The sequence below is a fragment of the Halomonas urumqiensis genome, assembly GCF_003028575.1.
Classification (GTDB): Bacteria; Pseudomonadota; Gammaproteobacteria; order Pseudomonadales; family Halomonadaceae; genus Halomonas; species Halomonas urumqiensis.
Genome location: NZ_PYUD01000001.1, coordinates 1165843 through 1192640 on the forward strand (window position 1 = coordinate 1165843; position 26798 = coordinate 1192640).

The 26798-nt window shown below is 62.3% G+C and carries 21 protein-coding genes; 18 read left to right on the plus strand and 3 right to left on the minus strand.

What is annotated here, in order from left to right; genetic code table 11:
• Window positions 1-169: 169 nt before the first annotated feature.
• From C6V82_RS05005 to C6V82_RS05030, 6 genes are all read left to right on the plus strand, one after another.
• Complete coding sequence (locus C6V82_RS05005; protein ID WP_102588711.1) at window positions 170-1843, plus strand: AMP-binding protein; 1674 nt, start codon at window positions 170-172, stop codon at window positions 1841-1843.
• Window positions 1844-1911: 68 nt separating this feature from the next.
• Window positions 1912-6003, plus strand: a complete 4092-nt coding sequence (gene hrpA, locus C6V82_RS05010; RefSeq protein WP_102588712.1) for an ATP-dependent RNA helicase HrpA — start codon at window positions 1912-1914, stop codon at window positions 6001-6003.
• Window positions 6000-7139, plus strand: coding sequence for a beta-ketoacyl-ACP synthase III (locus C6V82_RS05015; protein WP_102588713.1), 1140 nt, complete (start codon window positions 6000-6002; stop codon window positions 7137-7139). Before hrpA ends, C6V82_RS05015 begins: the two co-directional genes overlap by 4 nt.
• Window positions 7140-7279: 140 nt before the next feature.
• Window positions 7280-7996 carry an MlaA family lipoprotein gene (locus C6V82_RS05020; protein WP_229843100.1) on the plus strand — a complete coding sequence of 239 codons (717 nt, stop codon included), beginning with the start codon at window positions 7280-7282 and terminating at the stop codon, window positions 7994-7996.
• Between the two features lie 11 nt (window positions 7997-8007).
• Window positions 8008-9222 carry a PP2C family protein-serine/threonine phosphatase gene (locus C6V82_RS05025; protein ID WP_102588715.1) on the plus strand — a complete coding sequence of 405 codons (1215 nt, stop codon included), beginning with the start codon at window positions 8008-8010 and terminating at the stop codon, window positions 9220-9222.
• A complete protein-coding gene (locus C6V82_RS05030) occupies window positions 9209-9718 on the plus strand; it encodes an STAS domain-containing protein (RefSeq protein ID WP_102588716.1) in 510 nt (169 codons plus the stop codon). Before C6V82_RS05025 ends, C6V82_RS05030 begins: the two co-directional genes overlap by 14 nt.
• Window positions 9719-9785: 67 nt before the next feature.
• Here C6V82_RS05030 and tal read toward each other — a convergent pair whose 3' ends face one another.
• Entirely contained in the window at window positions 9786-10724 is a 939-nt protein-coding gene (gene tal / locus C6V82_RS05035; protein ID WP_102588717.1) for a transaldolase, read from the minus strand.
• Between the two features lie 182 nt (window positions 10725-10906).
• Between tal and C6V82_RS05040 the strand changes: the two genes are divergently transcribed.
• The 7 genes from C6V82_RS05040 (at window position 10907) to C6V82_RS05070 (ending at window position 17751) form a co-directional block, all read left to right on the plus strand.
• Window positions 10907-12088, plus strand: a complete 1182-nt coding sequence (locus tag C6V82_RS05040) for a Bcr/CflA family multidrug efflux MFS transporter (RefSeq protein ID WP_102588718.1) — start codon at window positions 10907-10909, stop codon at window positions 12086-12088.
• A gap of 168 nt (window positions 12089-12256) precedes the next feature.
• On the plus strand, window positions 12257-13285 hold the full coding sequence (locus C6V82_RS05045) for a substrate-binding domain-containing protein (RefSeq protein ID WP_102588719.1): 1029 nt from the start codon (window positions 12257-12259) through the stop codon (window positions 13283-13285).
• A gap of 106 nt (window positions 13286-13391) precedes the next feature.
• A complete protein-coding gene (gene pstC, locus C6V82_RS05050) occupies window positions 13392-14648 on the plus strand; it encodes a phosphate ABC transporter permease subunit PstC (protein ID WP_102588720.1) in 1257 nt (418 codons plus the stop codon).
• Between the two features lie 17 nt (window positions 14649-14665).
• Window positions 14666-15832: a phosphate ABC transporter permease PstA gene (gene pstA, locus C6V82_RS05055; RefSeq protein WP_102588721.1), complete on the plus strand. Its 1167-nt coding sequence runs from the start codon at window positions 14666-14668 to the stop codon at window positions 15830-15832.
• Between the two features lie 63 nt (window positions 15833-15895).
• Window positions 15896-16705 carry a phosphate ABC transporter ATP-binding protein PstB gene (gene pstB / locus C6V82_RS05060; protein ID WP_102588868.1) on the plus strand — a complete coding sequence of 270 codons (810 nt, stop codon included), beginning with the start codon at window positions 15896-15898 and terminating at the stop codon, window positions 16703-16705.
• 157 nt (window positions 16706-16862) lie between these two features.
• Window positions 16863-17288, plus strand: coding sequence for an arsenate reductase ArsC (locus C6V82_RS05065; protein ID WP_102588722.1), 426 nt, complete (start codon window positions 16863-16865; stop codon window positions 17286-17288).
• Between the two features lie 109 nt (window positions 17289-17397).
• Window positions 17398-17751: a metalloregulator ArsR/SmtB family transcription factor gene (locus tag C6V82_RS05070; protein ID WP_180978307.1), complete on the plus strand. Its 354-nt coding sequence runs from the start codon at window positions 17398-17400 to the stop codon at window positions 17749-17751.
• A 61-nt stretch (window positions 17752-17812) separates the two neighbouring features.
• Here the strand turns inward: C6V82_RS05070 and arsB are convergent, their stop codons facing one another.
• Both arsB and C6V82_RS05080 read right to left on the minus strand, forming a co-directional pair.
• Window positions 17813-18937: an ACR3 family arsenite efflux transporter gene (gene arsB, locus C6V82_RS05075; RefSeq protein ID WP_102588724.1), complete on the minus strand. Its 1125-nt coding sequence runs from the start codon at window positions 18935-18937 to the stop codon at window positions 17813-17815.
• Window positions 18938-19061: 124 nt separating this feature from the next.
• On the minus strand, window positions 19062-20249 hold the full coding sequence (locus C6V82_RS05080) for an acetyl-CoA C-acyltransferase (protein ID WP_102588725.1): 1188 nt from the start codon (window positions 20247-20249) through the stop codon (window positions 19062-19064).
• 151 nt (window positions 20250-20400) lie between these two features.
• Between C6V82_RS05080 and C6V82_RS05085 the strand changes: the two genes are divergently transcribed.
• From C6V82_RS05085 to C6V82_RS05105, 5 genes are all read left to right on the plus strand, one after another.
• On the plus strand, window positions 20401-20970 hold the full coding sequence (locus C6V82_RS05085) for a TetR/AcrR family transcriptional regulator (RefSeq protein ID WP_102588726.1): 570 nt from the start codon (window positions 20401-20403) through the stop codon (window positions 20968-20970).
• 250 nt (window positions 20971-21220) lie between these two features.
• Entirely contained in the window at window positions 21221-22942 is a 1722-nt protein-coding gene (locus C6V82_RS05090; RefSeq protein ID WP_102588727.1) for an AMP-binding protein, read from the plus strand.
• A 15-nt stretch (window positions 22943-22957) separates the two neighbouring features.
• Window positions 22958-23725 carry an SDR family NAD(P)-dependent oxidoreductase gene (locus C6V82_RS05095; RefSeq protein ID WP_102588728.1) on the plus strand — a complete coding sequence of 256 codons (768 nt, stop codon included), beginning with the start codon at window positions 22958-22960 and terminating at the stop codon, window positions 23723-23725.
• A gap of 313 nt (window positions 23726-24038) precedes the next feature.
• Entirely contained in the window at window positions 24039-25850 is a 1812-nt protein-coding gene (locus tag C6V82_RS05100; protein WP_102588729.1) for an acyl-CoA dehydrogenase C-terminal domain-containing protein, read from the plus strand.
• A gap of 380 nt (window positions 25851-26230) precedes the next feature.
• Window positions 26231-26701, plus strand: coding sequence for a PepSY domain-containing protein (locus C6V82_RS05105; protein ID WP_102588730.1), 471 nt, complete (start codon window positions 26231-26233; stop codon window positions 26699-26701).
• Window positions 26702-26798: the final 97 nt, after the last annotated feature.

The following is a 26798-nucleotide window of genomic DNA, read 5'->3' on the forward strand; positions in this document are numbered from 1 at the left end:
TGGTATTTGTCGTTCTACTTGAGGGAGGGCTTAAGCAGGCTGATGCTGGCGAATGTAAACATGTGTTTCAATCGGTCGTTTTACAGCGTTGGCCGCCCGGTATAAGGTAGTGTTTCGGGAAAACAACAATCGTCGATGATCCCCTTTCGACATCGCGGAGATTACGCCTATGAGTGAGCATGCCAATACCCCGATCCTGACTGGCCCGGAACTGAGCGGGCTTTCCGAGTACCACGCCGTCACCGATGTGTTTCATGCCGCTGTCAAGCGACATGCCGATCGCCCCGCCTTTTCCTGCATGGGACAGACGCTCACCTTTGCTGATCTCGATCGACTGTCGGCGAATTTTGCCGCCTGGCTGCAGCACGAAACCCCGCTGAAGCCAGGGGATCGCATCGCCATTCAACTCCCCAACGTGCTGCAGTTCCCGGTCGCGGTGTTCGGCGCGATGCGTGCGGGCCTGGTGGTCGTCAATACCAATCCGCTTTACACCGAGCGCGAGATGGCCCACCAGTTCAAGGATTCCGGGGCTCGCGCCATCGTGATTCTGGCCAACATGGCCGACAAGCTAGAACGTGTGCTCGGCAAGACCGACATCGAGCATGTGGTGGTCACCGAGCTTGCCGACCTGCATGGCTTGCCCAAGCGCCTGCTGATCAATGCCGTGGTCAAGCATGTCAAGAAGCTGGTGCCCGCATACTCGTTGCCGGGTGCTGTGCCATTTCGCCAGGCACTCAAGTCGGGAGCCGGGAAGCAACATCAGGATGTGCAGCGCGAACTCGATGACATCGCCGCGTTGCAGTACACCGGCGGTACCACCGGCCTTGCCAAGGGCACCATGCTGACTCACCGTAATCTGGTGGCCAATATGCTTCAGGCGCGCCTGGCGATCGGCACAGGGCTCAACGAGGGCAGGGAGGTGGTGATCGCGCCGCTGCCGGTCTACCACATCTATACGTTCACGGTGAATTGCCTGTTCTTGATGGAGACGGGCAACCATTCCATCCTGATCACCAACCCCCGGGATCTGCCGGCCTTCGTCAAGGAGCTCAAGGGGCTGCAATTCACTGCCTTCATCGGTCTCAATACGCTGTTCAATGCGTTGTGCAACCGTGAAGATTTCCGTGCGCTTGATTTCTCCAGGCTGCACTTGACCATCTCAGGTGGCATGGCGTTGACCCGGGCGGCCGCGGAGCGCTGGAAGGAAGTTACCGGCTGCGATATCGCCGAGGGTTACGGGCTCACCGAGACCTCGCCAATCGTGACGTTCAACCCGATGGATGCGCCCCAGCTGGGTTCCATCGGCAAGCCAGTGGCGGGCACCGAGGTCAAGGTGGTCGATGCCGACGGCAACGATCAGCCATTTGGCGAGCCGGGTGAGCTGTGCGTGCGCGGACCACAGGTGATGAAAGGCTACTGGCAACGCGATGACGAGACCGCCAAGGCCATCGACGCAGGCGGCTGGTTCCACACCGGCGACATTGCGGTGCTGCAGGATGATGGTTATATCCGCATCGTCGACCGCAAGAAGGACATGATTCTGGTCTCGGGATTCAATGTCTATCCCAATGAGGTCGAGGAAGTGGTGGCTGCCCATCCCGGTGTGCTCGAGTCCGCGGCGGTCGGAGTGCCCGACGAGGAGAGTGGCGAGGCGATCAAGCTGTTCGTTGTGGCGCGTGACGAGAGCCTGGATGCCGAGACCTTGCGTGCGTGGTGCAAGAAGGATCTTGCCGGCTACAAGGTGCCGCGCTTCATCGAGTTCCGTGATGAGCTGCCCAAGACCAATGTCGGCAAGGTGCTGCGCCGCCAGTTGCGCGACGAGCCACAAAAGGCTGCCGATTAGGCGTCGACACGAGCGCAGCGTTACAATGACTGCCCGCACCGGCATGGCCGATGCGGGCAGCTTTTCTTATGTCAGCCACCGGAGTCGATGTGCCCGACGTGTCCCCTGCTACTGCCTCCCATGACGCCTCGCCGAGTGTATTGGCCTCTCGTCCGCCGGCCGACGTGCTTGCGGCGCTTCGTCGTGAGCTCGATGGCGTCATGCTGCGTGACCGTGGCGTGCTCGAGAAGCGTCTGCGTGGGCTGAACCGGCGGCTCAAGGAGGGCAAGCCGGTGGACCGTGGGCTTGCCGATGTCGAACGTGCCATCGCGGCGTCATGCGAGCAGGTCGCCAATCGCCGACATCGCCCGGTGACCCTCGACTACCCGGCAAGCCTGCCGGTGGTCGAGCGCCGCGAGGACATCCTGGCCGCGCTGCGCGACCACCAGATCGTGGTGGTGGCGGGGGAAACCGGCTCCGGCAAGACCACCCAGTTGCCCAAGCTGTGCCTGGAGCTCGGGCTCGGCCGCCGGGGGCTCATCGGCCACACCCAGCCGAGACGCCTGGCGGCACGCTCGGTGGCGGCTCGCCTGGCCGAGGAAATGCGTGTGCCGCTGGGTGATCAGGTCGGCTATCAGGTTCGCTTCACCGACCAGACCGGCGACGACACCCTGGTCAAGCTGATGACCGATGGCATCCTGCTGGCCGAGACCCGCCACGACCCCGACCTCACGCGCTACGAGGCGATCATCATCGACGAGGCACATGAACGCAGCCTCAATATCGACTTCCTGCTCGGTTACCTGAAGCGGTTGACCGCCCGTCGGCCCGATCTCAAGGTACTGATCACCTCGGCGACCATCGACGTCGAGCGTTTCGCTGAGCATTTCGGACAAGCCGATGACCAGGGCCAACACCAGCCCGCACCGGTGGTCGAAGTGTCCGGGCGCACCTACCCGGTGGAGGTGCACTATCGCCCCCTGGTGCGCGATGCCGAAGACGAGGAGGATCGCACCCTGCAGGAAGGTATCCTGCAGGCGGTGGAGGAGATCGAGCGCATCGAGCGCGAAAAGGGTTGGCTGCATGGGCCACGTGATGTGCTGGTTTTTCTGCCCGGTGAGCGCGAGATCCGTGAAACCGCCGATACGCTTCGCCGTGCCGACCTCAGGGGCACCGAGATTCTGCCGCTCTATGCCCGGCTCTCCAATGCTGAACAGAACAGAGTGTTCGCTTCGCATACCGGGCGACGTATCGTGCTTTCCACCAATGTCGCCGAAACCTCGCTGACCGTCCCTGGCATCCGCTACGTCATCGACCCGGGGCTGGTGCGAATCAGCCGCTACAGCTACCGTGCCAAGATTCAGCGCCTGCCGGTGGAGCCGATCAGCCAGGCCAGTGCCAACCAGCGCATGGGTCGCTGTGGCCGGGTCGCCGAGGGGGTGTGCATTCGCCTCTTCGATGAGGACGATTTCCTGGCCAGGCCAGCGTTCACCGACCCCGAGATACGGCGCACCAATCTTGCGTCGGTGATTCTCTCGATGCTGTCGCTGCTGTCGTTGAAACCCGATGACATCGAACGCTTCCCCTTTGTCGACCCACCCGACTCACGCTTCATCAGTGACGGCTTTCGGCTGCTGTTCGAACTCGGTGCCGTGGACGAGCGCAATCAGCTCACCGCCACCGGTCGCAAGCTTGCGAGGTTACCCATCGACCCTCGGCTGGCGCGCATGGTGCTGGCGGGCGCCGAGCAGGGCGGTTTGCGTGATGTGCTGATCGTGGTGTCGGCGCTGGCGGTGCAGGACCCGCGTGACCGCCCAGCCGACAAGCGCCAGGCTGCCGACCAGGCCCATCGCCGCTGGCAGGACAGCGAGTCGGATTTCGTGTCGCTGGTGAACCTGTGGTATGGGTTCGACGCTGCCCGTGAGGAGCTCTCGGGCAATCGGCTGCGCCGCTGGTGCAAGGAGCACTACCTCAATTACCTGCGCCTGCGCGAGTGGCACGATACGTTCCGCCAACTGCGCCAGCTGTTGCGCGACATGCAGATCGAAGTCCCGGCGCCTGCCCCGAGAGCACCACTCACGGCGGACGATGCCCAGGAGGGTGACAAGGCGTTGGCCGAGAAGCGTCGCGAGAATGCCGTGCAATTGCACAAGGCGCTGCTACCGGGGCTGCTTTCTCACCTGGGGCTTGCCACCGAGAACCGTGAATACCTGGGTGCCAGGAACCGCAAGTTCTTCATCCATCCGGGATCGGGGCTGGCGAAGAAATCCCCCAAGTGGCTGATGGCCTTCGAGTTGATCGAAACCAGCAAGCTGTTTGCGCGAACCGTGGCCAGGATCGACCCGCAGTGGATCGAGCCTGTTGCCGGGCATCTGGTCAAGCGCAGCTATTCGGAACCGCACTGGGAAATGAAGCGGGCCCAGGTGGTGGCAAGAGAGCAGGTGACACTGTTTGGCCTGCCGGTCGTCGCCGGGCGACGTGTGCATTACGGCCCTATCGCACCTCGAGAAGCGCGCGAATTGTTCATCCGGCGCGCGCTGGTGGAAGGCGAGTTCAAGACCCGTGGCGAGTTCTTCGGCCACAACCGCGAGTTGATCGAAGAGGTCGAGGACCTCGAGGACCGGGTGCGCAAGCGCGATATTCTGGTCGACGAGGAGACGCTGTTTGCCTTCTATGACGAGCGGATCCCCGAGCACATCCACAACGGCAAGGGCTTCGAAGCCTGGCGCAAGCAGGCCGAAAGAGACGACCCAAGCATTCTCAAGTTCGACCGCCAGGCGTTGCTGGCACGTGAGGCGGCCGAGGTCACCCAGGCCCAGTATCCCGATGAACTGGTGCTTGGCGGCGTACGCTACCCACTCAGCTACCACTTCGAGCCCGGCGCCGAGGATGATGGCGTGACCCTGACGGTACCGGCGGCGATGCTGTCGCAGCTTCCGCTGGCGCAGCTCGAGTGGCTGGTGCCGGGGCTGCTGCGCGAGAAGTGCATTGCGCTGATGAAGTCGCTTCCCAAGAGCATACGGCGACAGGTGGTGCCGATTCCCGACTGGGTCGATGCCGCACTCGAGACTCTGGTGCCGGATGACGTGCCACTGACCGAGGCGCTCGGCGAATTCCTGCGTAAACGCACCGGGGCGCGGGTACACATCGATGATTGGCAACTGGATGCGCTGGAGCCGCACCTGGTCATGAACCTGCGTGTCGTCGACCATGACGGCAAGCCGCTCGGGCAAGGGCGGGATGCCCGGGCGCTTGAGCGGCGCTTCGAAGAGGCGGCCGGGCAGGGCGCTCGGGCGCTGGCCGACGAGGCCCGTCAGGCGGCACCGGTGAACGAATTGCCCGAGACGCCGCTTCCGGAGTCGCGCGTCACCACCCAGGCCGGAATTCGTGTCGAGGCCTTCCCCGCCCTGGTGCCCGCGGGTGAGGAGTTCCGGGTGGAGCTGTTCGATCATCCCGACAAGGCGGCAGCGGCCCATGCGGAAGGCGTGGTGCGTCTGGCCATGCGTCGCCTGCCTGATCAGGTTCGGGCGATCGAGAAACTGCCTGGCCTGGCCACCTGCGCGTTGCTGTTCGCCAAGGTGGGCAGCAAGCGTCAGCTCAGTGATGACGTGGTCTCGGCGGTATTTCGCCAGGTGGTGGCAAGTGACCCCCTGCCACGTTCGAACCGTGAGCTTGAAGCGCGCCTTGCGCATACCCGCGAGCGATTGGTTACGCATGCCGAAGCGCTGGTGGTCACTCTCGAGCAGGCGCTCAAGGGGCACCTGGCGGTGACCAAGGCGTTGAAGGGGAACCTGAACCTGGCGCTGGCGCTGGTATACAGTGACTTGAAGGCACAGATGACACGCTTGGTGCACCCTGGTTTTGTCAACGAGGCCGGCGAATGGCTCGAGGAGTACCCGCGTTATATGGAAGGGGCATTGATTCGTCTCGAAAAGGCGCCACGTGAGCGAATGCGTGATCAAATGCACATGCAGGAAGTCCAAGCCTTCGAAGCTCGCCTGGCTGCGCGCCGTGAAACGCAGCGGCGGGGAGGAATAGATGCCCCGGAGCTGCTGGAGTTTGGTTGGTGGATCGAAGAATTACGCGTCTCGCTCTTTGCCCAGCAACTGGGTACGCGAATGCCTGTTTCCGCCAAGCGCCTGGAGAAGCGGTGGGCAGATATCTCAGGGAGAAACGTATGACCAAGGTGGTAATCAGCGGAACCGGTCTCTTTACGCCGGACCATGCCATCGACAACGATGCCCTGGTGGCATCCTTCAATGCCTGGGTGGATGCCGAAAATAGCCGCAACGCCGCGGCCATCGAGGCCGGCGAGCGCGAGGCGCTGGCGCATTCGAGTACCGAGTTCATCGTCAAGGCGTCGGGTATTCACAGCCGCTACGTGCTGGATGCCGATGGCATTCTCGACCCCGAGCGCATGCGCCCGCGCCTGCGCGAGCGCGGCAACGACGAGCCATCGATCCAGTGCGAGATGGGCGGTATCGCGGCTCGCCAGGCGCTCGATGCGGCGGGCGTCAGCGCGGCCGACATCGATCTGGTGATTGTGGCATGTTCGAATCTCGAGCGTGCCTATCCGGCGGTGGCGGTGGAGCTTCAGCAGGCACTCGATGCCGGTGGCTACGCCTTCGACATGAACGTAGCCTGCAGCTCGGCGACATTTGCCATCGAGACGGCCGCCAATGCGATACGTGCCGGGTCGGCCAGACGTGCCCTGGTGGTCAGTCCCGAGATCTGCTCGGCTCACCTCAATTTTCGGGATCGCGACAGCCATTTCATCTTCGGCGATGCGTGCACCGCCATTGTGCTTGAAGATGATGCGGTGGCAAGCGCCTCGCAGTGCTTCGAGGTCCTGGGTACGCGCCTGGTGACGCGCTTCTCGAATGCCATTCGCAACAATGCGGGATTTCTCAACCGCATCACCGACAGCGACCCAAGGGCGCTGGACAAGCTATTCGTTCAGGAGGGCAGGCGGGTGTTCAAGGAGGTCTGCCCAATGGTCGCGGCGTTGATCACCGGCCATCTGGAAAGCCTCGAACTCGATGGCAGTGACCTCGCGCGATTGTGGTTGCACCAGGCCAACCGTCACATGAATGACCTGATCGCCCGCCGGGTGCTGGGGCATGCGCCCAGTGACACCCAGGCACCGGTGATTCTCGACCGCTACGCCAACACCAGCTCGGCAGGCTCGATCATTGCCTTCCACTTGCACCGCCATGACCTGCGGGATGGCGAGCTCGGGGTAGTCTGCTCGTTCGGCGCGGGCTACAGTGCTGGCAGCGTGATCGTCAAGTGTGCAGATTCAGTCAGCAAGGCGTGATGCCCCTGCGTTGTAGGACAGCGACTGGCGCACAATACAGGCAAGGAGATCCCATGACGATTCACGACAAGCAGTCCCGACACGTTAGCACTGGGCGCACATACGCACACGCCGGCCGCGCTTTGGCGGTGGCGCTGGCCATGTCGCTTGCCAGCGGCTGTGCCAGTACCTCAGAGGTGGATGAACGAAATCCGGATGACCCATGGGAAGGCTTCAACCGCAGTGTCTTCACCTTCAATGACGCCATCGATCGCGCCGTGCTAAAGCCGGTGTCGCGCGGTTACCGCGCGATCACCCCCCAGCCGGTGCAGACCGGGGTCGGCAATTTCTTCTCCAACCTCGGTGAAATCCGCACCGCGCTGAACAGCGTGCTGCAGGGCAAGCCGGGCAATGCCGGCATTGCGACATCACGTTTTCTGATCAATTCAACTGTCGGTATCGGTGGTCTGTGGGACTTCGCCACGCATATGGAAATCACCGGGCGCGATGAGGATTTCGGCCAGACCCTCGGTGCCTGGGGGCTCGACTCAGGCCCTTACCTGGTGCTGCCACTGCTCGGGCCCAGTACGCTGCGCGACACCGCGGGCATGCCGGTGGACATGGTCACCTACCCGACCTACTACATCGAGGATGATGCCGTGCGCTACAGTCTGACGGCATTGCGCATCATCGATGCCCGGGCGGGGCTGCTCGACCAGGAGGATATGATCCGCGGTGATCGCTACAGCTTCATTCGCGATGCCTGGCTGCAACAGCGCCGCTTCGAAGTGAGTGACGGTGAAATGGGAGACGATCCCTTTGCCAGCGACGACTTCGAGTTCAGTGACGATGACTTCGATGACGCCTTCTCCGAGTGAGGCTTGATGCCATGGATCGTCCCAATCAGCTGATCGGTGTGATCGATGTACCAGGCAAGGCGCGTGATGACCTGGCCGAGGCGATTGCTCGAGATGGCCTGGCGGTCTATGCCACTGGCCATGCCGATGATCTGCCTGCCGGTACTGCGCTGGTGGTCGCCCATGTACGTGCGGTGCCGAGGGATGACTGGGAAGGTTTGCAACGACGCCATCCGACCCTGGTGGTAAGCGATACTCGCGAAGATGACGACCTGCTCAGGGCAGTGGACGTGGGGCTTGTCGACTACATCATCGATCCTCTGCGTCATGGCCACCTGCTGCGGCGGATGATTGGCAAGGCGATTGAACTGAGCCGGCTCGAGGAAGAGCGCAAGGCGGATCGTGAGCGATTGGGGCAACTCAACACGCACCTCGAAGAGCTCAACGAGAGCCTTGAAACCCACCTGGCTCTGCTGCGCCTGGATCAGCAGGCTGGTGGCCAGATTCAGCGCAAGTTGCTGCCGACCCGCCCGCAGACGGTAGGTGGGGTGAGTTGTGATTACTGGCTTGCGCCGTCTCTCTACCTGTCCGGTGATTTCCTCGACTTTCAGCCCTTCGATGATCGCTATCTGCTGTTCTACTTCGCCGATGTCTCGGGGCACGGTGCCTCGTCGGCATTCGTCACCGTGCTGCTCAAGTACCTCTCGAACCGCTGGCAGGCCGAGTGGGATGGCAAGCACCCGGAAGCTCTTGGGCCACGCTGGCTTGGCGAGCTGAACCGTGAACTGATGGAGACCGGTATCGGCAAGCACGCCACACTGTTCGTCGGGGTGATTGACCTCGAGCGCCGCTATCTGCACTATTCGCTGGGCGCTCAGCTCCCGATGCCGCTTCTGGTGGCTGATGGTGAAGTCATGACCCTGCCGGGAGTGGGCATGCCAGTCGGATTGTTTCCCGGGGCCGAATATCCGTCGTTCGGCTGTGAGCTGCCCGAGAACTTCCGCCTATGGCTGTGTTCGGATGGAATACTGGAATGCCTGCCGGGCGATACGCTCGACAAGCGGCTCAAGGAACTCGAGCAGCGGGTTAATGACAGCAAATCGCTGGATGACCTGCGGGAGAGCCTGTGTCTGGGCGATCTGCCCGACGACGATGAAGCCGTCGTGGAGGATGGGCCGGGGCATGAAAAACTGCCCGACGACCTGACGATCATGATGTTGAGCGGATTTGGCAATGTTGATTCATGAAGGACGCATCAAGGCAGCGTATGACGCCGGTGTCTTCGTACTGAAACTCTACGGAGACGTGCGCCTTACCCTGTGTGCCACGCTGGACCGTCAGGCCCAGCAGCTGGCAGGCACCCCTGGTCTCACGTCGCTGATCATCGATCTGCGCGACGCTACCAATGTGGATTCCACCGCGCTGGGTTTTCTTGCCAAGGTGGCCATGGCCGTACAGGGCAGGCTGGCCGAGCGGCCGACGATCGTTGCCGATAACCCAGACATCCAGCGCATGCTCGATGTCATGGGGTTTTCCAGTTTCTTCACGTTGGTAGAGGCACCAATAACCGAAACGCAAGAGCTGGCCGATCTGCCCGAGGTTCCGTCAGATGTCGAGGAGACGCGTCATCGCATCCTCGAGGCGCACCGCATCCTGATGCGAATGAACGAGCACAACCGCGAGGAGTTCCAGCCGCTGGTGGAAATGCTCGAAGCGCAGGAAGCCGCCTCGCAGCGGGGCTGATGACCACTAACCAGCGCGCGTTTCACTTATCACCCAGGTGACATCGTGTCCGCGCACCGGATGCTTATCACTCCTGACGAAGCTCCTTGAGCAGTGTTTCCAGTTTGCGCTGATCCGCCATGAACTTGCGAATGCCCTCGGCTAGCTTTTCGGTGGCCATGGCATCCTCGTTCATGTGCCAGCGGAAATCGGCTTCGTCCAATGGTTCAGGCGCCCGTGTCTCGGCGTCCTGTGCGGACAGGCGACGCGTCAGGGTGCCGTGTGTCTCGGCCAGTTCACCAAGCAGTGCGGGAGAAATGGTCAGACGGTCGCACCCGGCAAGTGACACGATTTCTCCCGAGTTGCGAAAGCTCGCCCCCATCACGATGGTATGGTAGCCATGGCCCTTGTAGTGCTCATAGATCTGCCTGACTGACCGCACGCCTGGATCGTTTTCTCCGCTGAAGTCGGCCTCCGGCTGCTGTGCCTTGTGCCAGTCGAGAATGCGCCCGACGAAGGGAGAAATCAGCGTCACGCCTGCATCGGCACATGCTTGGGCCTGGGCGAAGCTGAACAGCAGGGTGAGGTTGGTATGGATGCCTTCGCGCTCCAACTGGCGGGCGGCACGAATGCCCTCCCATGTGGACGCGACCTTGATCAGGATGCGCTCGGGGCCGACGCCATGGCGTCCATACCGCTCGATCAGCGAGTGAGCGCGGGCAAGCGTCGCCTCGGTGTCGAAGGAGAGCCGGGCGCTGACCTCAGTAGATACATAGCCAGGCACAAGGCCGCTGATTTCGCTGCCGATTTCCACGGCGACGGCATCAAGCGCATCGTCGATGTCGATGGCTTGACGGGCAATCTCGCCGAGTCGCGCACGGCGCTCGCCTTGTTGCGCGGCCTGCAGGATCAGCGAGGGGTTGGTGGTGGCATCGGTCGGTTCAAAGCGGCGAATCGCCTCGATATCGCCGGTATCGGCCACCACGGTGGTCATTTGCTTGAGTTGTGAAAGCAGGTCGTCTGCCATGGGGCGGGGCTCCTAGCGTCTAGACGGGTCGTCTGGAGATGGTCATCTGGATGCTCACTTTACCAATCACGCCCCCAAGCGAACAGGCGTCGGCACCTAAGCGGCTATTGGGTTATAATTAGCGGCCTAGCGAAGATCCCTGGACCCCATGACGCTCAACGGGCCATGGAAAAGGAGTTTCCGTGACGCTCAATAGTCGACACCTCGCCCTGCTGGTTGCCGCCAATACGGCACTTGCGCCGTTCGCCATTGATGCTTACCTGCCTGCGATGGCGGCATTGGCGGAATCGGTGGGGGCCAGTATCCACCATACCGAATTGTCACTGAGTGCCTTTCTTGCCGGCTTTGCTCTGGGTCAGTTGCTGTTTGGACCGCTTTCCGATCGGGTAGGGCGCAAGCCCGTGTTGCTGGGTGGCCTGGTCGCTTTCCTGTTAGCAAGTCTTGCGATCACCACCGTGGACAGTCTAACGGAGCTTCTCATCTGGCGTTTCTTGCAGGCACTGGGGGGAGGAGCCACGGTGGTCAACTCGGCGGCGATCGTGCGCGACTGCTTCAGCGGTCGAGAAGCCGCCAAGGTGATGTCGACCATGGTGATGATCATGCTGTTGGCGCCACTGGTGGCGCCGGTTGTCGGCAGTGGGTTGCTGTATCTTGCCGATTGGTGGCTGATATTTGTGTTTCTTGCCGCCTATGCGGCCTTCCTGTTGTGGTTGATGGGCACCAAGTTGCCCGAGACGCGCAGCCGCGACTGGCCTTCGGCCTCGCCACGCCAGGTGCTGGTCAATTACCTTGGCATCCTCACCCACCGTGAGAGCATGGCGTATATCTGTGCCGCTGCGATGACATTCGCCGGGCTTTTCGCCTTCATCACCGCCTCGCCATTCGTGTATCTGGAGCACTTCGCGCTTTCGCCGGCCTACTATCCTTTGCTGTTCGGCGCCAACGTGATCACCATGGCGGCCTCGAACCGCCTGAATATCCGCCTGTTGCGCCATCGCACTCCGCAGCAGAACCTGCGGCTGGGGCTTGCCATTCAGCTGGCGGCGGCCGTGGGGCTTGTGTTGATGGTGGCCAGCGGTCTCGAATCCTTGTGGATCATGGTGCCACTGATCATGGTCTTTACCGGCACCATCGGCCTGGTGGCCCCCAACGCGATTACCTCGCTGCTGGAAAATTTCCAGCACATGAGCGCCACGGCGACTGCCTTGCAGGGCAGCATACAGTTCAGCTGCGGGGCGCTTGCCGGGGTACTGGTGGGTGCATTCGAGGTCGATAGCCTGTGGCCGATGGTGGCGACCATGCTGTGCGCCTCGTTGATCGGTAATCTCGGCATGCGCTGGCTATCACGGGGCGTTGCGAGTTAGAGACGTCCTGTGCCCTGCGCCGCTCACGATTAACGCCTCACCAGCGCTCACGACTCACCCCTCACGACTCACCGTTTTTTCTCTCACCCTGTCATGAAGGTGTCATCTGTCTGCGGCAATGTGTGCCATGCGAAGGCCAGACACCTTTCATTGACAGGAGTGACCCGCATGAATCGCATCCTCAAGAGCCGTGCTTTCAAGACCAGTGTGATCGCCGCCGCCGTAATCGGCGTCGTGGGCGTTGCCCAGGCCCGTGATCAAATCCGTATCGTTGGCTCCAGCACGGTGTATCCGTTTGCCAGCTACGTGACCGAGGAGTTTGGTGCGGTGACCGAGTACCCGACACCGGTCATCGAGTCCACTGGTTCCGGTGGTGGTATTCGCCTGTTCTGCAATGGTGTGGGTGAGGGCACTCCGGATATTTCGAATGCATCGCGCCGCATCAAGGTCTCCGAGCTCGAGCGCTGCCTCGAGAATGGTGTCGACGACGTCACCGAGGTCAAGATCGGCTCCGATGGCATCGTGTTCGCACAGTCCAGCACCAACGAGGCCATCGAACTGACCCTCGAGCAGCTGTTCCTGGCCGTGGCCGCCCAGGTGCCGGTGGATGGCGAGCTGGTCGACAACCCCTATACCAACTGGAGCGAAATCGACTCGGCCCTGCCGGATCGTGACATCTCCATCTATGGCCCGCCCAGCACCTCCGGCACCCGTGACGCCTTCGAGGAGCTGGTGATGGAAACCGCCTCAGATGAGTTCGATGTCTACGGTGGTGAAGGCTACACCGATGTTCGCTCCGATGGTGTCTATATCGATGCCGGCGAGAACGACAACCTGATCGTTCAGCGCTTGAGCGAAGATACCGGTGCCTTCGGCATCTTTGGTTACTCGTTCCTGGCGGAGAATCCGGATGCGTTGATCGGTACCGCCATCAATGGTGTCGAGGCGGAGCCCGAGACCATCAGTTCAGGCGACTACCCGGTGGCCCGTTCGATGTTCTTCTATGTCAAGAACCAGCATGCCGAGGACGTGCCGCCGCTGTATGACTATGTCGACATGTTTGTCTCCGAGACCATGATCGGCGAGGGTGGTTACCTGGGTGATCTGGGCCTGATTCCGCTGCCGGAAGCCGAGCGCGAGCAGACTCGCCAGAAGGTCGCCGATCGTGCCCAGCTCCAGGTGTCGGACCTGAACTGAGCATGACGCCGGGCAAGGATGCCTGAGCCGGCCGGCAACCGAAGGGTTGCCGGCCGTCGTACGTTACGACAGCCCGGCTGTCGCCGATATTCACCGAGAGAGTCCTATGCAGACCAACCACCTCCTCGCCATGTTCAGCGGCGTTCTGCTGCTGCTGGGTCTGATAGCCTTCTTCCTGGGCCGTGCCAAGGCCGCGCGGGTGCGCGCCAATGGCACGGCCATGTATGCGCAGCCTGACCAGTACGCCTGGTTCGCTGTGGTCGCCACCGCCGGCCCGGCGATCACTGTGGGCGCTGTTGGGGCCTTCCTGATGCTGCTGCTGGGCGCCAATATCCCCACTCTCTACCTGCTGGCCGGCAGCCTGGTGATCGCCGCCATCGGCCTGTTGGTGGGGATGAGTCAGGTGAAGCCCGACTTCCATGCCCGCCAAGCCATCGAGCGGGTGATTCGCTGGGTGCTGGTCGCCGCAGCCATGATCTCGATCTTCACCACCTTTGGCATTCTGTTCTCGATCATCTTCGAGGCGCTGCGTTTCTTCCAGATGCACAGCTTCTGGGACTTCATCACCGGTACCGTGTGGAACCCGGGCGCCAGCTTCCTGGCGGCCGCCGGTCGTGCCGAAGAGGGTGGCAGCGCCGCGCAGTTCGGATCGGTACCGCTATTCGCCGGTACCTTCATGATTACCGGCATCGCCATGCTGGTGGCGATCCCCGTAGGGTTGCTCTCGGCCATCTACATGGCAGAGTTCGCACCCCAGCGGGTGCGTACCCTGGCCAAGCCGACCCTTGAGGTGCTGGCCGGCATTCCCACGGTGGTGTATGGGTTCTTCGCCGCGATCACCGTGGCGCCGATCATCGTCAATGTCGCCGGTGCCCTGGGGCTCGATGCCTCCTTCAACAATGCCATCGCTCCTGGACTGGTGATGGGCATCATGATCATCCCGTTTATCTCGTCACTTTCCGACGATGTGATCAACGCGGTGCCGGACAGCATGCGCCAGGGCTCCCTGGCGCTGGGCATGACCAAGGGTGAAACGATTCGTGATGTGGTCATTCCGGCCGCGCTTCCGGGCATCATTTCCGCGTCCTTGCTGGCGGTGTCGCGTGCCATGGGCGAGACCATGATCGTGGTGATGGCGGCCGGCATGCGGCCTAACCTCACCGCCAATCCGCTGGAAGACATGACAACGGTCACGGTGCGCATCGTCGCCGCGCTAACCGGCGACCTGGAGTTCGAGAGCGCGGAGACGCTTTCCGCCTTCGCACTCGGCCTTGTGCTGTTCGCCGTGACCCTGAGCCTGAACCTCGTGTCGGTGCTCATGATCCGTCGCTTCCGCGAGAAGTATCGCGTCAACAACCTGTAATGCCGAGGAACGCCAAGATGAGTCATTCCTTCGACGAGATCAGCGCCCAACTGCGCGGCCGCCATCGCAAGTCAGCGCGCTTGAAATGGATCTCCATGGGCGCCCTGGGGCTTGCCGGGTTGTTCCTGGTGCTGTTCTTCGCCGACATGCTGAACAAGGGGCTCCCCGCCTTTCAACAGGCCTATGTGCAGGTGGAGCTGGAGTACAACGAGGACGCCGCCAGTATGGGGCGCGCGGCCATGGACCCTGAAGTGTCGCGGGTCGTCAGTCGCAGCTTCGAGCGCCTGATTCCCGGCATGATCCGCGACAACCCCGACCTGCTCGGCACCACCGAGCAGCGCTGGGTGTTGACCAACGGTGATGTGGATCAGTACCTCAAGGGGCACCGAAGCAAGCTGTCAGAGGCCGAGCGTGAGGTGGTCGATGAGCTGGTGGATAGCGGCCAGGTGGCGCTGAAATTCAATACCACCTTCTTCTCGCGCGGCGATTCCAAGATGGCCGAGAACGCCGGCATCATGGCTGCCGCGGTCGGCACGGTGATGACCATGCTGGTGACCCTGGCCATCGCTTTTCCGATCGGTGTGATGACGGCGGTCTACCTCGAGGAGTTCGCTCCCGACAATCGCCTGACCCAGATCATCGAGATCAACATCAACAACCTGGCGGCGATTCCCTCGATCCTGTTCGGCCTGCTTGGGCTTGCGATCTTCATCAACTTCTTCGGCGTGCCGCGTTCGTCGCCGCTGGTCGGCGGCATGACCCTGGCCTTGATGACCCTGCCGGTGATCATCATCGCCACCCGGACGGCACTGCGCAGCGTGCCGGACTCGATCCGCCACGCCGCCTTCGGTGTCGGCTGCTCGCGCTGGCAGGTAGTGCGTGACCATGTGCTGCCGCTGGCCATGCCGGGCATCATGACCGGTTCGATCATCGGCCTGGCCCAGGCCATGGGCGAAACGGCACCGCTGATCATCGTCGGCATGGTGGCGTTCATTCCCGATGTGGGGGCGTCCTTCACCCAGGCAGCCACCGTGCTGCCGGCGCAGGTCTTCACCTGGGCGGGTGAACCCGAACGCGCTTTCGTCGAGAAGACCGCCGGCGGGATCCTGGTGCTGCTGTCGATCCTGATCTTCCTCAACGCCAGTGCGGTCATCCTGCGCAAGAAATTCGAACGTCGCTGGTAAGCCCGAATCGCCACAGGACACACTACGATGAACATTCAAGTTGCCGAGCGGAGCACCGCGTCCATGTCTCGACCCGAATCCGGCCAGCCGGTCACGCGCAATACGGAAGCCAACCACGAGCTGAGTATCCGCGTGCGCGATCTCAATTTGTGGTACGGCGATTCCCAGGCGCTGAAAAACCTGAATATCGATCTGTATCAGAAGAACGTCACGGCGCTGATCGGCCCATCCGGCTGCGGCAAGTCGACCTTCCTGCGTTGTCTGAACCGCATGAACGACCTGATTCCCAGCGTGCGGATCAAGGGCCTGGTGGAAATGGACGGTCATGACGTCAACGCGCCGAAGATGGATGAGGTGGCGCTGCGCCGCCGGGTGGGCATGGTGTTCCAGAAGCCCAATCCCTTCCCCAAGTCGATTTACGACAATGTTGTCTATGCGCCGCGGATGCACGACCTGGTGAGCCGTAAGCCGGAGCAGGATGAACTGGTGGAAAAGGCGCTGCGTGATGCCGGCCTTTGGGAAGAGGTCAAGGACAAGTTGCACCAGCCCGGCACCTCGCTGTCGGGGGGGCAGCAGCAGCGCCTGTGCATCGCACGCGCCATCGCCGTGCAGCCGGATGTGATCCTGATGGATGAGCCGACCTCGGCTCTCGATCCGATCTCGACGGCCACCATCGAGGACCTGATGGACCGCTTGAAGCAGAAGTTCACCATCATCACAGTGACTCACAACATGCAACAGGCGGCGCGGGTGGCGGACTACACGGCGTTTTTCCACCTGGGCGAGATCATCGAGTACAACGATACCCGCACGATGTTCTCCAACCCGGCCACCAAGAAGGCCGAGGATTACATTACCGGCCGCTACGGCTAGGCGTGCCGCGAAGGCCGGCAGTCAACGGATGCGGGGCGCCATGGCGCCCCGTTTGCGTGGGTGGGTGTCATGCAACTGACATCTGTTCACGCTATACCTGGGTCTTCAATATATGGTTTTTCACATATGAAATTCCTCATACCCCGGAGTTGCCACCATGACGAAACAACGCGTGCTATTTCTGTGCAATGCCAATTCCTCACGCTCGCTGATGGGCGAGGCCTTGCTGCGGCACATGGCTGGTGACAGCTTCGATGCGTTCAGTGCCGGAAGCGAGCCGGACCAACCTCATGCGTTGACACTGGCTGCCCTTGAGAAGCAGGGCATCGCCACCGACGGGCTCGCCAGCAAGTCGCTCGATGAGTTTTCCGGCCAGCACTTCGCCGCGGTCATCGTGCTGTGCGACAAGGCCCAGCAGGCCTGTCGTGACTGGCAGGGCAGCAGCGACGAGCACCTCTATTGGGACATTCGCGACCCGCGATTGATCGAGCGCCAGAACGCCTATGATCAGGCGCTTGGCGAGATACGCAAGCGCCTGTCACTGTGGTTGCAGATCAAGGAAAGGGACGACATGCAACGGTAGTGCTGAGGTTCCGGCAACGGGTCCGCTATGGCATGATCTGCCTTGCCGCGGCTGGCCAGGATGGCCTACCGCCAGGCGATGCCGCTCATACCCCAAGGGGAACAACATCTTGACGTCACAGGATCCGGTCAGGTTTTTCAAGTGCCTGGGTGATGAAACTCGGCTGTTGCTGGTCCTGCTTATCCTGCGCGAAGGAGAGCTTTGCGTGTGCGAGATGACTCATGCTCTCGACCAGTCCCAGCCCAAGGTGTCGCGCCATCTGGCGCAGCTGCGCGGCTGTGGCCTGCTCAGTGACCGCCGCGATGGCCAGTGGGTCTACTACCGGTTGGCAGAGGCGCTGCCGGCGTGGTGCACCGAGATACTGAACGCCGCATACACCGGTGAGCGGCAGCGACTTGGCGCACTGCAGCAACGGCTCGCCGGCATGGGCAATCGCCCGCAACGCCGAGCTGCGTTGTGCTGAGACAGTCCCTATGGATCCGGCCCTTCGAACATCGCGGGGAGGACGGTCCGTGCATGGCGTATCAGCGTGGGGATGAGGGGGCGTCAGCAGGCCCCGGATCACTGGCCGCTTGGCCGCCAGCCGCTGGAAAATGGTGACGGGTTTTATTGGCAATGCGCACCAGCGCCAGCATCAGCGGTACTTCCACCAGCACGCCCACCACCGTGGCCAGGGCCGCACCGGAGTGCAGCCCGAACAGGGCGATGGCCGCTGCCACCGCCAACTCGAAGAAGTTGCTGGCGCCGATCATCGCGCCGGGTGCGGCCACGCAGTGTGGGACCTTCCAGGCCTTGGCCCAGCCATAGGCGATGAAGAAGATCAGGAAGGTCTGGAGAATCAGCGGGATGGCAATCAGCACGATATGCAGGGGGTTGGCGATGATTACGTCGCCCTGGAAGGCGAACAGCAGCACCAGGGTGATGATCAGGCCAATCGGGGTGACCGGTGCCAGGCGTTTCATGAAGACGTTATCGAACCATTCGATACCGCGCCGATGAATGACGGCCCGGCGGGTCAGGTAGCCGGCGCCCAGCGGGATCACGATATACAGGACCACCGACAGGGCGACCGTGTCCCAGGGCACCTGGATGTTCGACACGCCGAGCAGGAAGACCACGATGGGCGCGAAGGCGAACAGCATGATCAGGTCGTTGAGCGCCACCTGCACCAAGGTATAGGCGGCATCGCCCCGGGTGAGGTAACTCCAGACGAAGACCATGGCCGTGCAGGGCGCGGCGCCAAGCAGGATGGCGCCGGCCAGGTATTCACTGGCTTTCTCTTCCGGAATCAACGGGGCAAACACCACCATCAGGAAGAACCAGGCGATGGCGAACATGGTGAATGGCTTGATCAGCCAATTGACCGTGGTGGTGATGGCAAGCCCCTTGGGCTGGCGGCGCACCCCGAGAATCGAAGTGAAGTCGATCTGCACCATCATGGGAAAGATCATCGCCCAGATCAGCACCGCCACGGGAATCGACACCTGGGCATACTCGAAGCGCGACAAGGCCTCGGGAATCGCCGGGGCGAACTGGCCAAGCAGCACCCCGGCGACGATCGCCAGTGCCACCCATAGCGAAAGGAAACGCCCGAACAGCCCCATGCCCTCGGCGGCAGTGGGTGACTGGGATTCCTGGTTTGCGGTCATTACAGACCTCCTGCGATGCGCTGTGGTCTCGGGTGGCGATCCAACAATATATGTTTTTCCATATATCCACAAACGACCCAGGATCGCCACTACCTGTCGGTAGAGACTCTTCAGCCATCAGCCATCAGTCGATCAGTTCGACCGCGACGGCGGTGGCCTCGCCGCCGCCGATGCACAGGCTTGCGATGCCACGCTTGCCGCCCTTGGTGCGCAGTGCATGAATCAGCGTGGCGATGATCCGGGAGCCGGTGGAGCCGATCGGGTGACCCTGGGCACAGGCGCCGCCGAACACGTTGACCTTGTCATGGGGAATGTCGAGTCCGTCCATGGCAAGCAAGGTGACCACGGCGAAGGCCTCGTTGATCTCGAACAGGTCGACATCCTTCACCGTCCAGTCGAGGGTCTTCATCAGTTTGCCGATGGCGCCCACCGGGGCGATGGTGAACTCGCTGGGATGCTGGGAGTGGGTGCTGTGACCGAGCATTCGCGCCAGCGGCTTGGCGCCAAGGCGTTCAGCCGCCGCCTGGCTCGAAAGGATCAGTGCCGAGGCGCCATCGGATATCGAGCTCGAGTTGGCGGCCGTGATCGTCCCGTCCTTGGCGAAAGCGGGGCGCAGACCGCGGATCTTGTCGAGCTTGGCCTGGAAGGGTTGCTCGTCATGATTGACGACACTGTCCCCCTGACGGGTGGTCACCGTCACCGGGGCCATTTCCGCGTCCAGGTGCCCGGCGTTGGTGGCGGCCATGGCGCGCTCGAGCGAGGCGATGGCGAAATCGTCCAGACGCTCGCGGCTATAGTCGCGAGCGCTGGCGACGTCCTGGGCGAACACGCCCATCAGCTTGCCGGTCTCGGCATCTTCCAGTCCATCAAGGAACATGTGGTCCTTGAGCTCGCCATGTCCCAGGCGATAACCGGTGCGCGCGCGGGTCAGCACATGCGGGGCATTGGACATCGACTCCATGCCGCCGGCCAGCATCACCTCGGCCGAGCCGGCGCGGATCAGGTCGTGGGACAGCATGGTGGCCTTCATGCCCGAGCCGCAAAGCTTGTTGATGGTGGTGGCGCCTGTGCCATCGGGAATGCCGGCCTGGCGCATGGCCTGGCGAGCCGGGCCTTGCTTGACGCCGGCGGGCAGCACGCAGCCCATGATGCCTTCTTCGATGTCAGCGGCCGCGATGCCGGCTCGCTCAATGGCGGCGCGGATGGCAACGGCGGCAAGCTGAGGAGCGCTTTGGCTTGCAAGGCTACCAAGCATGCCGCCCATCGGGGTGCGGGCGGCGGAGAGGAAGACGATATCGGATGAGTGGCTCATGGTAATGATCTCCGTGGGTAGCGTATTCGATATGCTGCAGGTGATTGTTTTGTTGTGTGTCGTCAGGTGAAATGTGGCGTTGACCTGTCGGCGGGGCTATGTTTTTCTCAGTACTAACCAAGCAAGCGCTAGTGTAACCGTGATGACTGTTATGAATGCCTCTCCGCGTCGCAAGGAACTGACCCGCCAGGCCGCCCAGCTGTTCGTCCAGGAGGGGTTCGACCGTACCACGGTGCGCATGCTCGCCCAGGAAATGGGGATCAAGTCCGGCAGTCTTTTCCACCATTTCCGAGACAAGCAGGAGATCCTTGCGGCGGTGATCGAGGAGGGCACCCAGAACGCCCTGGTCATCGCACACCGGGCCCTTGAAAAATGCGACAACTCGCCGGGGGCACGGTTTCATGCCATGGCTCGCGCTCACCTCGAGACCCTGCATGCCGATCGCAACGCCCATGTCGTCGCGCTTTACGAGTGGCGTCGGCTCGATGTCGAAGCGCGCGACCACCTGAGCCACCTGCGCGATGCCTACGAGGCGTTGTGGCAGCAGGTCATCGATGAGGCGCTTGAGGCAGGACTGATTCATGGCGACCGCTTCCTGGTGGCGCGCTTTGTGATGGGGGCGCTGAACTGGACCGTACGCTGGTACGACCCCCAGGGGCCGCGAACGCCTGACGAACTGGCCGATGAACTGTTGGCGATGATTCGTCATGGTTCCGCCTGACGCACTGTCCAAGCCTTACCCTCTCTGCATTCATGAATCGACCTGAAGGCTTTCTCGCGGCCGATTCTGACAGCCAGGTACCCCTGGCCCCGCCTCGCTACCCGACCAACGTCTAGTCGCTTCAAGTCCTCAAGGGGCTTGCCCTGTCACGCCCGACTGACTACGTTGTGCCTAGCGCTTGCTAGGTTTACGCTTACGTTAACTGAAGCCTCACAACAAGCACAACAGCACCCAGCGAAAGAGGGCGACAATGAGCATTTCCACTTCTCATCCGGACGCTACCCCCCATCCGGACACCACCCCCAACGATACGTCTAGCACTACTCAACCCGACTATGCGAGCTTTGCAGCGCGGTTTTCCATCGACGAGGTGATCGCGAGGCTCGATGATCATCGGGATGGCAAGTTCAATGCCTACGAATCCTGTTGTGGTCGCCACCTGCGCGCCGGGCGTGGTGAGGTCCTGGCGCTGGTGCATGAAGACAGTCATGGCAATGTCAACAAGCTGACCTACGCCCAGCTTGACGCCGAGAGCGCCAAGCTTGCCGGCTGGTTCGCCGAGCGCGGCCTGGGAGTGGGGGATCGCATCGCGTGCATGCTGCCGCGGTCGCCGCAACTGCTGGTGGCGGTGCTGGCCACCTGGCGTATCGGCGCGGTCTACCAGCCGCTGTTCACCGCTTTCGGCCCGGACGCGGTCGATTATCGACTTGGCCGGGCGGATACCCGCCTGGTGATCACCGATCATGCCAATCGCTTCAAGTTCGATGGCCTTACCCAGTGCCCGCCGGTCCTCGCCGTAGGCGGGCCGGATGCCGAGCATGCCGATGACCTGAGCTGGACAGAGGCGCTGGGTCATGCCCCCATCGAGGCGACGCCACCGCGCCTAGCAAGCGATGCTCCGTTCCTGCAGATGTTCACGTCAGGCACCGTCGGCAAGCCCAAGGGCGTGGCGGTGCCGCTTGCCGGAATGCCGGCCTTTGCGCTGTACATGGAACTGGCTGTCGACCTGCGCGACGACGACCGCTTCTGGAACATGGCCGATCCGGGCTGGGCCTATGGCCTCTACTACGCCATTGCAGGGCCGTTGCTGCTGGGTGTCACCACCCACTTCTGCGAGGCCGGTTTCACCGCCGACGGTGCCATGGCCTTCATGAAGCGCCACCACATCACCAATTTCGCCGCCGCGCCGACGGCTTATCGCCTGATGAAGGCCTCGGGGCTGTTCGACAACGCCCACGAGACCCTTGAGCTTCGTGTGGCGAGTTCCGCCGGCGAGCCCCTCAATACCGAGGTGGTGACCTGGGTCGAGCGCTCGCTGGGCTGCCCGGTCATGGACCATTACGGCCAGACCGAGACCGGCATGACCTGCAACAACCACCATGCGCTGGATCATTCCAAGCATGTCGGCGCCATGGGCGTGCCGATGCCCGGCTACCGCCTGGCGATCCTCGATGCCGAGTACAACGAGCTGCCTGCGGGCGAACCGGGTGTGCTGGCGGTGGATATCAACAACTCACCCGCGCACTTTTTCGCCGGCTACACCTGGCAGGAGAAGCATCCCTTCGCCGAGGGCTACTACCTGACCGGTGACGTGGTGATTCGGAATGAAGACGGTACCTTCCAGTTCGCCGGCCGCGATGACGATATCATCACCACCGCCGGCTACCGTGTCGGCCCCACTGATGTGGAAAACTCGGTGATGACCCATCCCGCGGTGGCCGAATCCGCTGCGGTGGGCCAGCCTGACGAGATTCGTGGCGAGATCATCAAGTCCTACGTGGTGCTTCGCGAGGGCTTCGAGCCAAGCGATGCACTGGCCGACGAGATTCGCCAGCAGGTGCGTGAGCGGCTTTCCACGCACGCCTTCCCGCGGGTGATCGAGTTCGTCGACACGCTGCCCAAGACGCCCAGCGGCAAGATTCAGCGTTTCAAGTTGCGCGCCGATGCCGCCGACAAGGCCGACGCTAAATAATCGAGGAATGCATTGATGCAAGTGAACGACAACACCTTCCTGATCACCGGTGCCGCCTCCGGACTGGGGGCGGCGACCGCCGAGCGCATCGTTTCAGGCGGTGGCAAGGTGGTGCTGTGCGATCTGAGTGACGCCGTCGAGGCGCATGCACGATCACTCGGTGATGCCGCCCGTGCGGTGCGTGGCGATGTAACCTCGGGCGACGATATCCAGGCGGCGATCAATACCGCCATCGAGCTTGCCGATGGCCGTGGCCTTGCCGGGGTGATTCACTGCGCGGGTATCGTCAGTGTGGCCAAGCTGCTCGACCGCGACGGCAACCCGGCGGACCTCGACGCCTACGCCCGTACCATCCAGATCAACCTGGTGGGGTCGTTCAACGTCATGCGCCTGGCGGCAGCGACGATGGCCAGTAATTCGCCGGGGGCGGATGGCGAACGCGGAGTGATCATCAACACGGCCTCCATCGCCGCCTTCGATGGCCAGGTGGGGCAGTGCGCCTATAGTGCTTCCAAGGCTGGCGTGGTGGGCATGAGCCTGCCTGCGGCCCGCGAGCTTTCGCGCCATGGCATCCGCGTCATGGCGATAGCGCCGGGTATCTTCGAGACACCCATGATGCAGGGTATTCCCGATGATGCCGTGGCGGCACTTTCCGCCGCCGTACCGTTTCCCAAGCGCCTCGGCAAGCCCGACGAGTACGCACGCCTGGCCGAGCAGATCATCACCAACCCCATGCTCAATGGCGAGGTGATTCGCCTGGATGGCGGCATTCGCATGCAGTGAACTTCTGGCTTCGGGTGAGGAGTGAGGAGTGAGGAGTGAGCGGCGCAGGGGACAGGGTGTCGCGGACATCTTTTTCAGGGACGAAAAAGTTAGCGCCCAGGGACGGGTTCACAGCGTGTCCGCGACGGTCCGACGCTTCGGAGCCCTGTCGCCGACGAGCCGCGAGGGCTAAGGGGCCCAAAAGTTTATGATCGATATCAAACGAACGCTTGACTCTCCGTGCGTCGAGGGCTAATTTCAAACACATGTTTGAAATCGTCTTTCGTCGCTTTCATGCGCAAAGCGTTTAGGCGCCCTTCAGTGGAGAGACAAGATGCCCGACTATCAGGCCCCCCTGCGTGACCTTCGCTTCGTCATGGACGAGTTGCTGGACTACCCGGCTCACTACGCCCGGCTGCCGGGCGCTGACGAGGCTACCCCTGATGTGGTGGCGGCAATCCTGGAGGAGGGCGCGCGTTTCGCCCGCGAAGTGTTGCTGCCGTTGAACCAGAGCGGTGATCGCGAGGGGTGCCTGCTGGAAGGGGGCGACGTGAAGGCGCCGAAAGGTTTCAAGGCGGCCTACCAGCAGTACGTGGAGGGCGGCTGGCCAAGCCTTGCCGCCGACCCCGAACATGGTGGCCAGGGTTTGCCGCACTCGCTTGCCATGGTGCTCAACGAGATGGTCTGCGCCACCAACCTGGCGTGGGGCATGTATCCGGGGCTCTCGCATGGCGCCGCCGATGCGCTTCGCCATCACGGCACCGACGAGCAACGCGCCACCTACCTGACCAAGCTGGTGGAAGGCGTGTGGACCGGCACCATGTGCCTCACCGAACCCCACTGCGGCACCGACCTCGGCCTGATCAAGACCCGCGCCGTGCCGGCTGATGACGGCGCCTATTCGATCACCGGCACCAAGATATTCATCTCCGCCGGGGAGCACGACCTGGCCGATAATATCGTTCACCTGGTGTTGGCCAAGCTGCCGGATGCGCCGGAAGGCTCCAAGGGTATCTCGCTGTTCGTGGTGCCCAAGTTCTTGCCCGATGAGCAAGGCAATCCGGGCGAGCGCAACGGCGTGGTGTGTGGATCTCTCGAGCACAAGATGGGCATCCACGGAAACGCCACCTGTGTGATGAACTTCGATGGCGCCAAGGGCTTTCTGGTGGGTGCGCCGAACAAGGGCCTGGCCTGCATGTTCACCATGATGAATGCGGCACGTCTCGGGGTGGGTATCCAGGGGCTCGGCCTGACCGAGGCGAGTTTCCAGAACTCCCTGGCCTATGCCCGCGACCGCCTGCAGATGCGCGCTCTCGATGGCCCCAAGGCGCCGGAGAAGCCTGCTGACCCGATCATCGTGCACCCCGATGTGCGCCGCATGCTGCTGACCCAGAAGGCCTTCGCCGAGGGTGGCCGGATGCTGGTGCTCTACACCGCACAGATGCTGGATATCGTCGAGCAGGGGCAGGACAGCGCCGAACGCGAGCACGCCGAAAGCCTGCTTGGCCTGCTGACGCCCATCGTCAAGGCGTTCCTCACCGAGGTTGGCTTCGAGGCGACCAACGAAGGCGTCCAGGTGTTCGGAGGCCATGGCTTCATCCAGGAGTGGGGCATGGAACAACTGGTTCGCGATGCGCGCATCACCCGGCTCTACGAGGGTACCACCGGCATCCAGGCGCTTGATCTGCTGGGCCGCAAGGTGCTGATGAGCCAGGGCGAATCGCTCAAGGTGTTCACCAAGGAGATTCATCGGTTCTGCCAGGCCGAGGAAGGCAACAGCGAGATCGCCGAGTTCGTGCGGCCGCTCGCCAAGCTGAACAAGGAATGGGGCGAGCTGACCATGGGCATCGGCATGAAGGCCATGAGTGATCGTGAAGAAGTCGGCGCGGCCAGTGTGGACTATCTGATGTACTCGGGCTACGTGACGCTCGCCTACCTGTTCGCCCGCGCGGCAAGCACGGCCAAGGCGGCACTGGCCGAAGGCACCGACGACATGGCGTTCTATACCGCCAAGCTCAACACCGCACGGTTCTACTTCCAGCGCCTGCTGCCGCGCACCAAGGCCCACGTGGCGATGATCCAGGCAGGCGCCGAGCCATTGATGGCGATCAGTGCCGAAGACTTTGGCCTGGGTTTCGAAATCTGAGGCAATGCTGAAAGTCGACTGACTTTCTGGATTGGTAACAGTCGTTGTTGGCGGCGTGCCCAGGCACGGCGCCTTTTTTATTGTCTGTCGGGCGTGCTTGATCGCTTGGCGGTGCTACCGGTGCCTGAGCTCTCGCGCCTCATAAGGTGCCTGGGTGCCGGTAAGGTCACGTCGAAGCCTCGCACGTCGAGTTGGCGGAAGGAGTCGTCATCGTTTCAGAATGCCATCGCAAGGATGTGTGCAACATGAACGCATTCGTCAGATTCTGGAAAGCTACCGCATGCTATAACGTTTCTACACCTCAACCGCGTCCATGACGAGGTGCTCCTGGAGCGGTATTTCGACCAGGCGTTTCCATTCGATGAACAGGAGCAATACCCATGATGACCTTCAAGACCCGGCTGCTGATCCCCGCCACCGCGATGATGATGGTCGCTGGCGTCGCCCAGGCCAATAGCTTGTCGCTGGATCGTGTCGATGAGGTGCTGGAACATGCCAGTAACTTCGGGTTCACCCATGTGGAGGAGATCGAGGCCAAAAGCGGCAACACTATCGAGATCGAGGGCTGGCTTGACGAGGAGTGGTACGCCGATGCGCGCCTCTCGCTGGAGACTGGAGAGTCACTCAAGGAAGAGCGCGAGCGCTTGGTTACCGGTGCATGGGGAATGAGCGAGGCTGATGTTCGCCAGGCGCTGGAGGTCGCCCGAGCCGAAGGCATGGTTGATGTCGAGGAGATCAAGATCGACAAGCAGGGCATGATCGAGATCGAAGGCATGGACGAGAACGGCCGTGAGCTGGAGGTTGAAGTACGCCAGGGCAGTGACACCGCACACCGCGTCGAACACGACTGATCGCTCACTGCGCCAGCATGCCGGTGCTGGCGCCGACATGGCAGTCGCGGCATCATGGCCTACCCTTTCCGGGTGATCATGACTTGCCGCAAGGAGG

What these genes read in the sequence shown, in the direction of transcription:
- C6V82_RS05005 (WP_102588711.1), top strand. Translation starts at nt 170, where the DNA reads ATGAGTGAGCATGCCAATACCCCGATCCTGACTGGCCCGGAACTGAGC.
- hrpA (WP_102588712.1), top strand. Translation starts at nt 1,912, where the DNA reads ATGTCAGCCACCGGAGTCGATGTGCCCGACGTGTCCCCTGCTACTGCC.
- C6V82_RS05015 (WP_102588713.1), top strand. Translation starts at nt 6,000, where the DNA reads ATGACCAAGGTGGTAATCAGCGGAACCGGTCTCTTTACGCCGGACCAT.
- C6V82_RS05020 (WP_229843100.1), top strand. Translation starts at nt 7,280, where the DNA reads ATGTCGCTTGCCAGCGGCTGTGCCAGTACCTCAGAGGTGGATGAACGA.
- C6V82_RS05025 (WP_102588715.1), top strand. Translation starts at nt 8,008, where the DNA reads ATGGATCGTCCCAATCAGCTGATCGGTGTGATCGATGTACCAGGCAAG.
- C6V82_RS05030 (WP_102588716.1), top strand. Translation starts at nt 9,209, where the DNA reads ATGTTGATTCATGAAGGACGCATCAAGGCAGCGTATGACGCCGGTGTC.
- tal (WP_102588717.1), bottom strand. Translation starts at nt 10,724, where the DNA reads ATGGCAGACGACCTGCTTTCACAACTCAAGCAAATGACCACCGTGGTG.
- C6V82_RS05045 (WP_102588719.1), top strand. Translation starts at nt 12,257, where the DNA reads ATGAATCGCATCCTCAAGAGCCGTGCTTTCAAGACCAGTGTGATCGCC.
- pstC (WP_102588720.1), top strand. Translation starts at nt 13,392, where the DNA reads ATGCAGACCAACCACCTCCTCGCCATGTTCAGCGGCGTTCTGCTGCTG.
- pstA (WP_102588721.1), top strand. Translation starts at nt 14,666, where the DNA reads ATGAGTCATTCCTTCGACGAGATCAGCGCCCAACTGCGCGGCCGCCAT.
- pstB (WP_102588868.1), top strand. Translation starts at nt 15,896, where the DNA reads ATGTCTCGACCCGAATCCGGCCAGCCGGTCACGCGCAATACGGAAGCC.
- C6V82_RS05065 (WP_102588722.1), top strand. Translation starts at nt 16,863, where the DNA reads ATGACGAAACAACGCGTGCTATTTCTGTGCAATGCCAATTCCTCACGC.
- arsB (WP_102588724.1), bottom strand. Translation starts at nt 18,937, where the DNA reads ATGACCGCAAACCAGGAATCCCAGTCACCCACTGCCGCCGAGGGCATG.
- C6V82_RS05080 (WP_102588725.1), bottom strand. Translation starts at nt 20,249, where the DNA reads ATGAGCCACTCATCCGATATCGTCTTCCTCTCCGCCGCCCGCACCCCG.
- C6V82_RS05085 (WP_102588726.1), top strand. Translation starts at nt 20,401, where the DNA reads ATGAATGCCTCTCCGCGTCGCAAGGAACTGACCCGCCAGGCCGCCCAG.
- C6V82_RS05090 (WP_102588727.1), top strand. Translation starts at nt 21,221, where the DNA reads ATGAGCATTTCCACTTCTCATCCGGACGCTACCCCCCATCCGGACACC.
- C6V82_RS05095 (WP_102588728.1), top strand. Translation starts at nt 22,958, where the DNA reads ATGCAAGTGAACGACAACACCTTCCTGATCACCGGTGCCGCCTCCGGA.
- C6V82_RS05100 (WP_102588729.1), top strand. Translation starts at nt 24,039, where the DNA reads ATGCCCGACTATCAGGCCCCCCTGCGTGACCTTCGCTTCGTCATGGAC.
- C6V82_RS05105 (WP_102588730.1), top strand. Translation starts at nt 26,231, where the DNA reads ATGATGACCTTCAAGACCCGGCTGCTGATCCCCGCCACCGCGATGATG.